Here is a 13,564-nt window from a genome sequence, read left to right on the forward strand (position 1 = left end):
ACTCGACGTCCCGCCGGGCTCACCAGCACGCGGAGGCGCTCCTCGGCGCCGGCGCAGTCGCGGCTCATTGCTCCTGCACGTCCGGCGCCGGTGGCATCGTTGTGCCGGCCGACAGCAGTCTCTGCGCCAGTGCGCGGCAGCGCGTCCCGAGCTCCGGAGGGTCGAGTACCTCGAAGTCGTGTCCCAGCAGGAGTACGTGCATGAGCACGGCGTCGAGGCGTTCGGCGCCACTGAGCACCTCGCAGCGTTCGCTCCCGCGCTGTCGTACGACGGCCGCCGACGCCGGAAGCTGCGCGCGCACCGTGTCGGCCGACGCGTGCACGAGGAAGCGCGCCTGGTGCGGGTAGACCCGGCTCGCCACGCCCTCTTGCACGTACGTCGCTGCGTCGGGCGCCGGGCGCGGGCGGAAGCGCCAGGCCCGTGCGGAGACATCGGTCATCCGGTCGACGCGGAAGCTGCGCCAGTCGGCGCGATCGAGGTCAAAGGCAAGGGGGTACCAGCGCCGGTCGGAAGTGACCAGGCGGTAGGGCTCGACCCGTCGCCGTCGCACCTCGGTCCCGGACGGGTAGTCGAAGCCTGCCTCGACCTCGTCGCGGCAGGCTCTGGCCAGCGTCATGAGCACCTCGGGGTCGACCGGCGTACGGCCTCCGCCGAAGGACTCCACCGAGCCGGAGAGCGCGCGCACCTCGTGCCGCAGCCGGGTGGGCAGCACTTGGTCGAGCTTGGTCAGCGCCCGGAGCGCGGCGTCGTCGGCGCCGGCGACCGCGCCGCCCGCGCCGGCGAGCAGCGAGACCGCGGTGGCGATGGCCTCCTGGTCGTCCAGAAGCAGCGGCGGCAGGTCCTGCCCTGGGCCGAGTTGGTAGCCGCCGCCGACACCCTGGCTGGCATGCACCGGATAGCCGAGGGCGCGCAACCGCTCGACATCACGTCGTACCGTGCGCGGCGTGACCCCGAGCCGGTCGGCGAGCTCGGGGCCGGTCCAGACCTGGCGCTGCTGCAACAGGCCGAGCAGCGTGAGCACCCGCTCCGTCGTACCCCGCTCGTTGCCGCTTGCCACAGCCATGTCGCCCACCATGCCAGAAATAGCGGACCGATCCTGTCCGCTAGAGGTGTCAGGGTGACTCCATGGACGCAAACGAACTCGACATGAACCGGACGCTGCGCGAGCAGTTGGAGTTCCACTGGAACCACCAGCTCCAACCCCGGCTTGAGGGCCTGACCGACGACGAGTACTTCTGGTCGCCGGTGCCGGACGCCTGGAGCGTGCAGCGGCGCGACAGCTCGACGGCGCCCGTGCAAGTCGGTGCCGGGGACTTCACGATGGACTACGCCTCCCCCCAGCCGGTCCCAGCGGCCTTCACCACGATCGCCTGGCGACTCGGTCACGTCATTGTCGGCGTGCTCGCCGCGCGCAACGCGGCGCACTTCGGCGCGCCGGCGGCGTCGTACGAGACCTGGGAGTACGCCGGCAGCGCGGCCACCGCACTCGACCAGCTCAGGACCCAGCTCGACGTCTGGCTGGCCGGGGTGCGCGGCCTCGGCGACGCCGGACTCCGGGTCCCGGTCGGCGCGAAGGAGCCCTTCCCCGAGATGCCCATGGCTGACCTGGTGCTGCACATCCACCGCGAACTGATTCATCACCTGTCAGAGGTCTGCCTGCTGCGCGACCTCTACGTGCACACGAAACGTGACACCTCTAGTGCCCTGACCGCATAGGTACACCGGGTTGGCGGTGGCACTGTCCCGACCGGTCGGATGCGGGTGGACATCCGGGATTCGGGGAGTCGTGGTGGCGGCGCCGGCCAAGGTTCACCCGGAGGGCCAGCAGTTACAGCGGATTGTGCGGCGCGGCAGCACGAGTTCGGTGCGCTACCGGCGGGCGATGATGTTGCTGGCCTCGGCCGGCGGGAACCGCGTGCCGGTCATCGCCCGACCGGCGGCAGTTGCTGGGCCAAGGAGGGCTGGCCCTTGTTTTATGCGGCGACGTGCCGCCACCAGCGGCGAGGCGGCCGGCAGCCATGGCGGGAGGGGCGGGCGCGGGCCGCTACGAGCGCTCCGCCTCACCCGACGAGACCGGGCACTCCGAGCAGCGCCTCATTCCAAGAGGTTCGCCCTTCTCAGCCTGGCAAGAAGTGCGTTGAAGTCTGCCTTCAGGCCGGCCAGGTCCCCCGCTTGCGAGTCCGCTTGGCTTTCCACGCGCCGAGGAAGCGGTTCAATGACCCATGCATTTTCGGGAGCGTCCATGTCATAGATCGTCTGCCATTCCAGGTCCTTGTCGGGAGTTACGCCGCCGACGATCGAGTTCCAGTTCGGCTCCTGGTCGCCGGAGCGATTGTCCAGCGGGTAGGCCTGGCCGCCGGGGTAGGCGGTCAACCGATAAAGGTGGCCGCGCCCGTTGGGATTCGCCGGCCTGATGACATCCCCTATACGGTAGTGCTTCTGATGCGCCCAGGCGGCGTCTGCAGCGGCCGGCCGCCTTCCGCACAGCGCCTTCACCGCCCACCCGATATCGGCTTGACGCTTCCCCTTCTCCGCCGGGACCGGGGTGGCATTGAGCATCAGATCACCCGGGCTGTAGAAATCGACGCTGCTGCCGCCGTGCGGCACCGTGAAGGGAGATCCGGTATAGACGACCCCGATCCGCCGCTCACCGAAGGCGTAGCTGCCGATCCAGGCATTGGGAAGCATCAGCCCGCCGGGAACCGGGCCGTTCTCGTACGAGTTCTGGTCGTACGTGGGGCAGTCCACCCCGGCCGTGAGAAATGTTCGAATCCTGCCCTTGATCTGCGGAGTACGCGAGTCCACCTGGGCACGGAAGAAGGGGGTCTGGCTTCCCGTGTTCGGCTTGTCATAGCCGTAGTCCTGAATGATCGTGGAGTCCGTATCACTTCCGAGGCAATTGAACGCCGAGACGTTGGGCCGGTACTCGCCCTCGCACAACCACAGCAGGCCGCCGTCACGCTCCTCCAGCTTCGCGCCAGCCGTCTTCGGGAAGTCGGGAATACCCTTCCTCTCCGGGGGCAGTCTATTCGACCCGGCAGTACGCCCGGCGCGAATTGCTCGATACACAAAGTTATTCCCCGGCGTCTGCCGCTCACCCTCCTCGACATCGATCCCGTCGTCGGAGACCCAGTACTTGTGCACGTCGGAATGATTGTTCACAATGCGAAGGAAAGTAGATCCTTTCCCGAGCGGACTGAACCCCCAGAATACCGAGTCGGAGGTATTGTCTATATCCCCTCCGACGACAGCAATATTTCTGCCATGGAAAACCGATGGTGCATCGATCTCACCGTAGCAGCCGACGTACACAGAAGCCCTCGGAGTACCCTCGCAGTTGAAGTTTCGACGTCGGTTTGCTGCCGTGTGGCACGAGACGAAAGTGGAACAAAGGAACGAGTGGTCGTAGATTCCGTCACGCCCGTTCGACGTGGCATCAACGTCCACAACCAGCATGGCGCTGGCGTTGACATTGTCCAGGCCGCCGATGTCCAGACCATTTCGACCGTTGCTGGTGAGGCGGCAGTCGCGTATCTGCACGAGGCCGACACTGACCACCGGTCTGACCTCGCTGGAGGATATCGCTATTCCGTTGCGCCGGAAACTCACAACGCTCATTCTCTCGATGCACACGCCGGTCGCCATGACGCGTATGCCATCCATCTGGGGAGCCTGGTGGGTGGCGCCGGGATCCCCCTGGGCGGGGACCGAATGGAGGGCCAACTGGCGAAGCACAGCATAGTCCGAACGACCGCGAGGGGGCGTCATGGCCAATCCGGGCTCGAAGCCCACCAAGGCAATTGCGCAATAAACGGTCTCCCCGCCGACCTCACCGATGTGAGTACTGGCGGACAGGTTGAAATTTCCGGATTCGACGTCCGCGATGATTTGACTGGTTTCGTCATGATAAGCCAGGCCGGCACCCTCCAGAATGCAACCGTTCGAGACGATGAGAGGCCTCTTGATCCGGTAGTCCCCCGGGGGCAGGTAGACGACGCTGCCGTCAGTACTGCCGAGGCGCATCGCGCAGTCCAGGGCGCTCTGAATCGCGTCCGTGTCGTCGGCATGCTTGTCGGCAAGGCCTTTCCCCACCGCTCCGAAGTCGAGCACATTCAGGCGCGTGTCACAGCGGGGGCGTATTGTCACCGTCCCCGAGGAATCGCAGTCACCGATCCAGTTCGGAGCACTCACGCATTTGTCATCGATGTCCGCAGCGCGGACAAGCTTTCCCGCGCTGTTGACGCCGACCGCGCCGGGCCTGCCGGGGCCGATGCGGCCGGTGAAAGCACCGCTGATTTGAACCCTGACGTTCCCGGCAGTCACCGAGTCCAGCGCCACCCCGAAGAACGGACTGGTGTGCAGGTTTCCCTTCTCAACGGCAGGGACGACGGCGCGTGATCCTGCAGTGCAGACCGCCTGGCCGTCCGCGACGGGCCGTGCGGCTCTCATGATTTCGATGTCCATCGAAACGCTCCTTCCGTCGAGGCTTCGTCGATCGGACCGGTCGGCGTCAGCGCGGCCGAAGCGCGCGAGCATCGGGCAACGACTCGACATATTTCGGACGTGCACGAATCACACTGTCACCTGGAGGCCTCTTGCACTGTCCCTCTTTCCACGCTAGGCACGACCATCGGCTTGCGCACCTCGCCACGGCCCGACGACCGTCCCGGCTCCGGCCCCAGGGTCATTGCATGATCACGAAGTCTCCGATTCGTGATTCGCGTGAGCGATGTGATGCGCCGTCATGAGCACGGCGACGAGGGCGGGCGGACGGGAACGGGAAGACGGGGCGAGGTCCGGCGATCCGGGCTCACCGCAACTCCACCCCGGGTACCAGGTCGATGCGGATGCCGTCGTTCTGCTGCACCGTACTGACGGCATCGGTGGCGTGCTTCCAGTCCAGCGGCACGAGGTAGTAGCGGCCGCCCCGCTCCAGGATCAGCCGCAGCCCGGTGTACCGGTAGCGGTAGGCGGAGCGGTCGCCGAAGTCCTCGGGCGGGTTGAGCAGGAATCCGAGGAGGTCCTTGCTGTAGATGATGACGGCCGTACTGCGGACCAGGTGTCGTGAGGTGACCTCGGCGTCGCGGTGCCCAGGCTGATGTCTGTCTCATCCAACCGGTTCCGGCTCCGCCGCCGCCAACCCGGTAAACGTTTCCGGTCAGAGCACTGGGGAGACTCGTGACCGCAAAGACGACACACCCAGGGCCCGTTGTGTGGATCATCCGGTCGTTGAATAGGGCTGCTGACTGGAGGGACGATCGCGGTGTCGATTCCTACTGGACCAGCTCGATGTGCGGAGGGTCCGGTGATGCCGGGCAGACGTGGACTTGGAGGTCGTAGCCACCGGCGATGTCGATCATCGTGAAGTTCCCGGGCGGGGTGCCGAGGGGAAGCGGAGTCGGGTTGATCCGTTCCTCCTCGGAGATCCAGCTCTCTCTGCTGGCGTCCCATTCCGAGGACGCGCTGGTGAGGAGCGGAGCCGACTCGGTGCCGCATGCGGGAGGAAGGGGTACCACAGGACCTGGAGGAGATCGGCTCCGGGCGGGCTCGGGAGGGGGACGTCGCGGGCCTAGAGCTGAGCCACGGGCAGCAGGGCGATCGGGCCGTCGAACCATGGGCGCCCCGCTCTGATCCGTTCCGCGGTCTCCCGTTCCCCGGGAGTGGGCGCGGTGGCCTGGGGGTCGCGGCGCTGCCGCTCGGCCGCTGCCGCTCGGCCGCTGCCGCACGGTCGCGGCGAAGGAGCCTGATGTCGTCCGGAGAGCGAACCACTCTCGTCGCACGCCTGTCGTGCGGCCCGTCGTCGTGCGGCCACGGCTCGTCGGCGGGCCACAGGAGCGGCCCGCCGACAGAGCTGTCGTGCACGGACGGAGACCCGGGGCGAGGATGCAACCGGGTCGCCGTGCGTGCCAGCGGGGCCAGTTGAGAGAAGATTGCCGTCACGTCGAGCGGCCGCGGCGGAGTGGTGCGGATGGCGTTCATAGCGGTGATGCTGCCAGCAGCCTCTGACGCTGGACGTACCGATCGACGTACAGCTGGCACCATGCAGCTTCCCGGGGTCAGTAGGCGGCCACTCCGCCTCGGTGTCGGCTCCGGAAGAAACGGCTCGATCCGCGCCACTGCACGTCAGTCAACGGCACGCCCGGACCAGCGTCCCACTGATCCCAACGAAACTGCCCAGGTCCCCAGTGCTCTGCGGCGTCGGGAACCGCGAAGGCCGGTAAGGCGAATCGGCGGGAAATGCGCGGTGCCGATCAAAGCGGATCGATCAAAGCGGATCCAGGTGATTTGGCTCCTGCCCCTCCGTCGGTCGGCGAAGCGCGATTCCGGGATCCGGTGCTTCGCTGTCAGGCGCGCAGTGATGGTTATTACCCGTTGTCTCCCCTCGATTGGCGACGGCGACCCGCGGCGCGGTGGCACCCACCGCAAGCTCACGTGACCGGAGTGTGCGACCGGCCCTGCGGCCCATTTCGTGGTCAGGGGTATCTCCGGAGCGTCGATCGGCACGGCGCCCGAAGCACGGGGTGCGAGGCATGAAGCACGAAGAGCGAGGCACGCGGCACGAGGCACGTGGCGCGACGCGAGCTTCGTCAAGGTGAGGTGATCCGGCCGTTGGCGGTCGGCTTCCGGACAGGGCGGCGCCCGCCGACGGGCAGGTTGCGTCGGCACCGTTACAACAGAAGTCCCGAACCCAGGAGGCTGCGCTATGAAACTCGGGACGATCGGTATCTGGAGCTGGGCGTTCACCCACGGGGACCGCGCCGAGGCGCGGGACGCCGCTGCCGAGGTCGAGGAGCTCGGCTTCGGAGCGATCTGGCTCGGTGGCACGCCGGGCGGCAACCCCCGTGGGGACCTGGTCACGGCGGCCGAAATCCTGCAGGTGACCCACCGGACCACTGTCGCGACGGGGTGCGTGTCCGTCTGGGACACCACACCGGAGCGGCTCGCCGCTGCCTACCATGCGTTACCGCCGCGGGACAGTGCCCGCCTCCTGGTCGGACTCGGCGTCAGCCACGCCGATTTCGTCGACGGCTACCGCGATCCGTACCACGCACTGCGCCGCTATCTGGACGCGTTGGACACCGCGCCCGCTCCGCTGCCGTCGACCGCGCGGATCGTCGGCGCGCACGGCCCGCAGATGACCCGGCTGGCGGGAGCGAAATCCGCCGGCGTGCATCCCTTCCTGGTCAGCCCGGCGCATACCGCGTGGGCCCGATCGATACTGGGCGAGGGACCGGTGCTGGCGCTGGAGCAGGCCGTCATTCTGGAGACCGACGCCGAAACGGCCCGCGCCGAGGCCAGGGCCATGCTTGCTCGCTACCTGCGACTCGGCAACTACCGGGCCGCCTGGCTCCGGATGGGATTCGCACCCGAGGATCTGAGCGGTGGTGGCAGCGACCGGCTGATCGATGCGCTCTTCGCCTGGGGAAAGCCGGACGAGGTCGCCGCGCGTCTCACCGAGCACCGCCAGGCCGGAGCCGACCACATCGCCGTCCACGTCGTCACTGCCTCCCCCGAGGCCTTCTCCCGCCCAGCGTGGCGTGAACTCGCCGCAGCGCTGCTCTGACCGGCAGAGCGTCCCCGGCCGGCCGCCCGAACACGGCCGGGCCGGAACGACAGAGACGATGAGGGTCCTCGGGGGAGGTCGACGAGCGTCCGTGGCCCAGCACCCATGGTCGACATCACGGTGTCAGTGGCGGTCGGTAACTTGGCACCATGCCGATGCTCTCCTTCCCACTCACCCCTCAGTGGCTCGACCATGTGCTGGAGCTCGCCGACACCCCGTGGTGCTGCGATGCCTTCGACGCGGTCTTCGTTCGCCATGGGTGGGCGATACCTGCCGAGGACGACGAAGTCGCCGTCGGTTGGCTGGACCACTGGCCGCTCGGTGACCCGGCGGCCGGGGCGTGGCACGTCGTATTGGGCGAATATCCGGGGTGTGCGGACACCGACGACCGGGGTGTGGCGTGCGACGACCCGGAGTGCCACGAAAACTCCTTCCTCGTCCTGCCGTTGGCCTACGCGGCGATCGACGCGACGGACGCTTACACCGGACTTCCCGTGTCCCAGCAGGAGTTCTGCGGCGGGGAGCCGCCGTCGCAGGCCGCATACCTTCAGGACGCCCGCTCGGAAGACTTCACGGCCCGCTACGACGATGCCGCTCGCATGCTTCGTGCCCGCCTCGGTGACCCACTGCCGGTGGCGGGACCGCTGCCCCCGGACGAACCGGATCAGCGAATCTCCTGGGAGCGCGGAAAGAGCCTGATCACGCTCTTCCTCGGCGCGAACTGGTACAACTACGCCCAGGACGACTGGATAGGCATCGACATCCGCCCGATGGGCTGAGCCGTCGAATGCCGGGCGGCCCGGTGATCGGCACAACGATCGGGGCATGAGCGGAACCCGTGGGTTCCACGGGCGGGCCCCAAGGGCGGCTCCGTCAGGCGGCGGCTCACCGGACCTCCTTCCACCGAAGCCGAGCTGTGCGTCGTCGACGGCAGGGCTATCTCCGTCCTGCCCTGCGACCGTGACCGTCGACGGGCAGCGCGCCGGTGCGGGCATCAGACGGCAACCGAGCTGCTGACAGCGGATCCCCCAGGGCCGTCGGCCACGGCCGACGTGCCCCGATCAGCCATGCGGATCCGGAAAATCCGGACTCCCCGGAAGGCGGCCGAACGACCGACACACTCAGTGTTCGGTCCAGGTCTTCACCGCGGCGGCTACCTCGCGGACCGTCATCCGCCCGTCGACGACCGCCGCAACCAGCTCGACGACGTCGTCGGTGCCGACCTTCGCCGACCGGCCGCTGGCCGCGAGGTAGGCGTAAGCGACCATCGCGGCATAGAGCTCGTTGCTGTGCTCGAGCGCCGGCACGCGCGCCAGGGAATGCAGGAGCGCGGCCGCACGGTCCTGCACCTCCGGATAGACCAGGGTTCCCAGCACCGCGAAACGGTGTCGGCCGACCGCCGCGGCCAGCGCACCGTAGTCGGTGACGTCCGGATCCCCCGGGACATGCTGCTGCGCCACGTCGAGGAGCCAGCCCTCGTCGATGGTGACGATCGGTGCCATCAGGCGGCGGCCCGTCCCTGCTCTCCGGCGCCGAACCGGGCGGCGAACGCCGCACCGTGGTCGGCGGCGAAGGACCGGGCCGCCTCGTCGAACCGCAAGCGGGCGAGGTCGGCGGTCAGCCGCTGGGCGGCGAACTGCTGCAACTCGGCGTGACCGCCCGCGGCCAGCCGAGCCAACTGCTCGTACGTCTCGTCGTCGACCTCGATCACGAGTTGCTTGGCCATGACCCCACCGTATCGGGACCTGCCGCCCGCCGGGAGGCCGATGCGGGAACTGCCAGGACGCGGCAGCACGCGCTCCAGCGCTCCCGGCACGCGCCGATCGCACCCCACCGGCCCGGCCCGACGCATCCGCAACGACATCGCAGCCCACGATTCCACGGACCGACTCCTCGCCCCGTCATGGCAGTTGGCGTCCGGAGGAGCTGCGCGGCGCAAGATAGGGTTGAGGCCCATGGGGATATACGGGTGGGACGCGGGGACAGCGCCGGCCGGGGGACAGGACCTGTGGCTGCCGACCGTGGTCGAGCGTCAGCTGTACGAGGCCAAGAAGCGCGGGGACACCGAGGGTTATCTGCGGATACTCGCCGAGAACGAGGTCCTCATCGACTTGGACCGCGAGCACACCGACGCGTACCCGGAAAAGGTGCGCCACGTGTTCTGCGAGAGGCCGGGTGACCCACCGGGCATCTTGACGCTGGAGGTCCGCACGCGGGGGGAAATGCTGCCCCAGCGCCCCGATGTGGTCGTGGACTACGTCGTTCTGAAGACTCTCGCGGACTGGTTCGCCGATGACGAGAACGTCGTGATCGAGGTCAACCCGGGGTCGCCCAGTGGCATGCGGTTTCCGCACCGGGACCGCGCTGACTGGGCGCGCATCGGCCAGGAGGCCGTGCCGCCCCCCGAACGCGGCGAGCTGCTGCTGACCGATGCCACCGGCCCGCTCCACGGCCCGCTCGCCCAGGCTCTCGCCTGCAGCGCGCATCTCGCCGTCCGCAACCGCACGCCGTGGAACGGTGTCAGAGATGTGTACACCGACTATCTCGGCGACCGCCGCATCCTCCGCCGGGACTGGGGCGTGACCACCCCCGCCGAAGCGGACGACATCGTGGACGACCTCCACCGCGCCCGGTACCTCCCGCGTGATGCGGAGGCCGCCCTCATCGCACGCAAGGCGATCGTCGATGCCCTCGAGCCAGGGGATCCGATCGAACCGGACCACACCTATCTGTGGTACCAATCCACGGCCAAGGCGGCACGCGGATTGGGCGTGAACGTGCGCCAGGCCCAGGAGGCGATCGCGCGGATCCGACGCTACGAGGAACGCTTCCGCAGTGACGGCGTGCTGCCGCCGAACGGCATGGTGCACACCCTCGCCGCCTGGGACCACTGCCGCGCCATCACAATCATCCGGCTGTGCGTCGGCGCGCGCTTCTGCGATCCGGACTTCCTGACGGAGACCGTGCCTGCGCTCGGTGAGCTCTGCCGCGAGGCCTATGGCTCGTGGGAGGACTTCTCGGCGGCCTACAGCCTCGGCCGGGTGCTGTGGGGCGACGACGACGAATTCGGCGATTTCTACCGCACCACCGTGCGCTGGCACCAGCTCCTCACCCTGGACCCGGACAGTCCCTGGCGGAACATCCCCTTCAACTGAACGAGGGCGCACGGCTCGGGTCGTGACCGTGAGAAGGCCACGGAACACGGGGCTCGCCCATCCGGGCGAAGAGCGCCCTCCGAACCGGTGCCTTGCAGCCGAGTCCGCCTCTCAAGAGACCTCACAGCACGATGGTTGATCACGGACAGCCACGGCATGGAGGAGGAGAGGGCATGACGAACATCGACCAAAGCCTCAAGTACACCAAGGACCACGAGTGGGTCCGGGTCGAGGGGAACAAGGCCACCACCGGTATCACCGACTTCGCGCAGCGGCAGCTCGGTGACATCGTCTTCGTGGATCTGCCCAGCGGCGATCAGGACATCCCGGTGGGCGAAGCCTTCGGGACCATCGAGTCGGTCAAAGCCGTGAGCGAGGTCTACATGCCGGTCGGCGGAAAGATCACCAAGCGCAACGAGGCACTGGACGGCGAACCGGAGCTGGTCAACACCGACCCGTACGGGGACGGCTGGCTGATCGAGATCACGATGCCCGACAAGAAGGCGCTCGAGGGCCTGCTCACCGCCGCCCAGTACGAGGAATACCTCCAGGAAGAGGCGGCGTAGCCGGTTCGAGGCCCGGCGGCGGCGGTTGAAGCCCCGACTCCCGCAGACACTCGAACGCACCCGCTCCGGCACGCCTACATACCGCCGCTCACACTGCGGGGGAGAGGTGAGCGGCCGGAGCGACGAGTGCTGTCAGCCGGTCTGCGACCGCCGAGTGGCCGGGTCGGCACAGGGCGGCACGGTGCCGGTCAGGCCGTGGCGGGCACGACGTCCTCGTTGACGTCGGCAGCCTCGGGTTCGTGAGCCTGGATGTCGCCCTCGGGTGCTGCTGCCGGGTGGGAGTAGAAGACGTTCCTTCCCTGCTTGCCGCGGTGTGCCAGCCCCTTGGCGACGAGTGAGTTCTCCAGGCTGTTGCGTACGGCGGTCTCGGGCGCAGCGTGGTGGGGAAATTCCTGCGCCAGCAGCTTCGTCAGCTCGGCGACCGTGCGCGGCTGGTCGTTGAGGAGCCCGAGGAGGCTGTCGGCACGGGTGGACTTCTTCTGGCGTGCTGTGCCCCGCACTGCTGCGGCCTTGCGCGGCTTCTTCGCGCTTCCCGCTGCCTTGGCGGGGGTCTTCTTTGCCGGCTTGACCTTGGGGGCGGACGCCTTGGCGCGGCGTGCCGCAGGCACGGTTGCGGGCACGGCCGCGGACTTCGCCGGCTCGATGTCGGCCTCCGAGAGCTGTGGTGTGACAGCTTCCTCCCGAGGCTCTGTTCCGAGGTGTTGCTGGAGGTCCTCCAGCTTCGTCTTGAGCTTCTGCAGCTCGTCCATCTCTTCCGCGATGCTCTTCAGTTTGTTGGCTACCTGCGCAGCGAATTCCGAGTCTGACATGGCACAGCCTGCTCTCTGCCGCATGGTCGATCTGTGGTTGGCTGGATGTTACTCGCCTTTCTCCGCAATTAACCCAATGCCTCTCCACCTCCGTCAGCCTGCACCTGGCAACTGCGTTCGCATCACCAGCCGAACGAGCCCATCAGCATGGGATGTTCGGGTTCCTCCTTACGCTCTGCACGTGCCCAGGGAAAGGGGCGTGAATGCGCCATACCGGAGATGTTCGCGGTTCGGGCCGACCGAGTCTTCTTACTCTTCCGGGGCTTGTCCGGTACGCCGTTGACGTGCCGCTACGCCCTCGACATGCCGAAGTGCCGCTGGAGGGCCGTGCGGGGCGGCCGGGAGACTCGTCACCTGTCAGGACCACACTCGGTGCACAGCGATCGTGTGTCACCGGGAGTCTCACGGTGTCGTCCCTACAGATACGGGGCTTGGTCGAGGGGCACGAACCCCTCCCACTCTTCTTCGTCCATGGAGTCGGGGTCGATTTACGCCAAGGTGCCGCCCCGCAGGCACGGCATGTCCCCGTATCGCATCGGTCTGCGTGTGGTGAGAGCGCGGGCGAGGTCTTTGAGGTGGTTGACGAGCTGGGTCGCTCCGACCTCGGGCATTTCGGCATCGCCCCATGTGCCGAGGTGGCCGCCCCAACTGCCCCTCCGCCGCCCTGATCTGCTTCTCTGTCGCGGCAGGGCGCAGATAACTGTGGGACTGGGGCGCGTGGCGTTCCAGCCACACCTCAAAGGTGTTCCACGCTGCGCTGGTACGCGCTATGAGCGCGTCGTGTCCGGCCATGGCCAGGCATCGTGCGGAGCGGCATCGTCACAGTGCCACTGAGGCGGTAGGCAGCGGTGAGACCGCTCTTTCGTTGAAGTTGCTGGTCACAGGGCCGGACGTGCTCGCCCCGCCATCGAGATCAGCTCGATGCGGGGGAGAACAGGAACTTCGCCGACGGGTCGGATTCGCCGGCGGCTCCGGTGGTGCTGCGCATCACCTGTTCAAGATTCCGCAGGACCTTCTCGGCTTCGGTGCGTACCTGCGTAGGAATGTCTCCCCGTTCCGCGACGAGCCGGTCATATACCGGCAGTTCCTGCCACACTCTCCATCACTCCCGTTCCGTGCCGAGTTGCGTTCCGGGACGTCCGGAGGCAGTTGACGAGTCTACGTGCGTCCCGGCGCGCCTCCACTGCGGGTCGGCAGTCGCTCGTCATGCCACTGACTGCCATGGCACTCCGTCGCTCGTCACCTCGAACGGGCCCAGCAGCTGACGGGGTCCCTCAGCCCGGCGTACGGCTCATGCCGCGCAGAGCGAGGAGCATAAGAGAAGCCTTCCGCGGACCTGGCCCCTGGGAAAATGTGGTTGTACGGGCTCCGGGCGTGCGTCTAGTCTCCGGTCCATCGGCGTGTAGCTCAGTAGGAGAGCACCGGGCTCTGGACCCGGAGGGCGCAGGGGCGGAACCTGCCACGTCGGCT

At 67.7% G+C, this 13,564-nt stretch carries 12 protein-coding genes, 1 tRNA gene and 1 pseudogene; 7 read left to right on the top strand and 7 right to left on the bottom strand.

Annotated elements, in window-relative coordinates; genetic code table 11:
* Positions 1 to 64: 64 nt before the first annotated feature.
* Complete coding sequence (locus tag ACIGWZ_RS11135) at positions 65 to 1,063, bottom strand: helix-turn-helix transcriptional regulator (RefSeq protein ID WP_400063042.1); 999 nt, start codon at positions 1,061 to 1,063, stop codon at positions 65 to 67.
* 62 nt (positions 1,064 to 1,125) lie between these two features.
* On the opposite strand from ACIGWZ_RS11135, the gene ACIGWZ_RS11140 reads away from it, so the two are divergent.
* Both ACIGWZ_RS11140 and ACIGWZ_RS11145 read left to right on the top strand, forming a co-directional pair.
* Entirely contained in the window at positions 1,126 to 1,716 is a 591-nt protein-coding gene (locus ACIGWZ_RS11140) for a DinB family protein (protein ID WP_400063044.1), read from the top strand.
* Between the two features lie 70 nt (positions 1,717 to 1,786).
* A pseudogene (locus ACIGWZ_RS11145) lies at positions 1,787 to 1,933 on the top strand (IS630 family transposase); the annotation flags it as partial.
* Between the two features lie 161 nt (positions 1,934 to 2,094).
* On the opposite strand, the gene ACIGWZ_RS11150 reads toward ACIGWZ_RS11145, so the two are convergent.
* Positions 2,095 to 4,464: a glycosyl hydrolase family 28-related protein gene (locus tag ACIGWZ_RS11150; RefSeq protein WP_400063046.1), complete on the bottom strand. Its 2,370-nt coding sequence runs from the start codon at positions 4,462 to 4,464 to the stop codon at positions 2,095 to 2,097.
* An 809-nt stretch (positions 4,465 to 5,273) separates the two neighbouring features.
* Positions 5,274 to 5,516 (bottom strand): hypothetical protein, encoded by a 243-nt coding sequence (locus ACIGWZ_RS11155; RefSeq protein WP_400063048.1) that lies wholly within the window; start codon positions 5,514 to 5,516, stop codon positions 5,274 to 5,276.
* A gap of 1,187 nt (positions 5,517 to 6,703) precedes the next feature.
* Between ACIGWZ_RS11155 and ACIGWZ_RS11160 the strand changes: the two genes are divergently transcribed.
* Positions 6,704 to 7,564, top strand: coding sequence for a TIGR03620 family F420-dependent LLM class oxidoreductase (locus tag ACIGWZ_RS11160; RefSeq protein WP_400063050.1), 861 nt, complete (start codon positions 6,704 to 6,706; stop codon positions 7,562 to 7,564).
* Between the two features lie 149 nt (positions 7,565 to 7,713).
* Positions 7,714 to 8,343, top strand: a complete 630-nt coding sequence (locus tag ACIGWZ_RS11165; RefSeq protein ID WP_400063052.1) for a hypothetical protein — start codon at positions 7,714 to 7,716, stop codon at positions 8,341 to 8,343.
* A gap of 342 nt (positions 8,344 to 8,685) precedes the next feature.
* Here ACIGWZ_RS11165 and ACIGWZ_RS11170 read toward each other — a convergent pair whose 3' ends face one another.
* Both ACIGWZ_RS11170 and ACIGWZ_RS11175 read right to left on the bottom strand, forming a co-directional pair.
* Positions 8,686 to 9,066 carry a fic family toxin-antitoxin system, toxin component gene (locus ACIGWZ_RS11170; protein WP_400063054.1) on the bottom strand — a complete coding sequence of 127 codons (381 nt, stop codon included), beginning with the start codon at positions 9,064 to 9,066 and terminating at the stop codon, positions 8,686 to 8,688.
* On the bottom strand, positions 9,066 to 9,290 hold the full coding sequence (locus tag ACIGWZ_RS11175; protein WP_400063056.1) for a hypothetical protein: 225 nt from the start codon (positions 9,288 to 9,290) through the stop codon (positions 9,066 to 9,068). The genes ACIGWZ_RS11170 and ACIGWZ_RS11175 overlap by 1 nt, the downstream gene beginning before the upstream one ends.
* A 229-nt stretch (positions 9,291 to 9,519) precedes the next feature.
* Here ACIGWZ_RS11175 and ACIGWZ_RS11180 point away from each other — a divergent pair, with 229 nt between their 5' ends.
* Positions 9,520 to 10,719: a DUF1266 domain-containing protein gene (locus ACIGWZ_RS11180; RefSeq protein WP_400063058.1), complete on the top strand. Its 1,200-nt coding sequence runs from the start codon at positions 9,520 to 9,522 to the stop codon at positions 10,717 to 10,719.
* Positions 10,720 to 10,892: 173 nt separating this feature from the next.
* Complete coding sequence (gene gcvH / locus ACIGWZ_RS11185) at positions 10,893 to 11,285, top strand: glycine cleavage system protein GcvH (protein WP_400063060.1); 393 nt, start codon at positions 10,893 to 10,895, stop codon at positions 11,283 to 11,285.
* A 188-nt stretch (positions 11,286 to 11,473) separates the two neighbouring features.
* On the opposite strand, the gene ACIGWZ_RS11190 is transcribed toward gcvH, so the two are convergent.
* Both ACIGWZ_RS11190 and ACIGWZ_RS11195 read right to left on the bottom strand, forming a co-directional pair.
* Positions 11,474 to 12,094: a hypothetical protein gene (locus tag ACIGWZ_RS11190; RefSeq protein ID WP_400063062.1), complete on the bottom strand. Its 621-nt coding sequence runs from the start codon at positions 12,092 to 12,094 to the stop codon at positions 11,474 to 11,476.
* A gap of 913 nt (positions 12,095 to 13,007) precedes the next feature.
* Positions 13,008 to 13,190 carry a hypothetical protein gene (locus ACIGWZ_RS11195; protein ID WP_400063063.1) on the bottom strand — a complete coding sequence of 61 codons (183 nt, stop codon included), beginning with the start codon at positions 13,188 to 13,190 and terminating at the stop codon, positions 13,008 to 13,010.
* A gap of 300 nt (positions 13,191 to 13,490) precedes the next feature.
* Here ACIGWZ_RS11195 and ACIGWZ_RS11200 point away from each other — a divergent pair.
* A tRNA-Gln gene (locus ACIGWZ_RS11200) sits at positions 13,491 to 13,562 on the top strand.
* Positions 13,563 to 13,564 lie beyond the last annotated feature (2 nt).

The organism is Streptomyces sp. NPDC053427 (assembly GCF_044544985.1).
Taxonomy (GTDB): Bacteria; Actinomycetota; Actinomycetes; order Streptomycetales; family Streptomycetaceae; genus Streptomyces.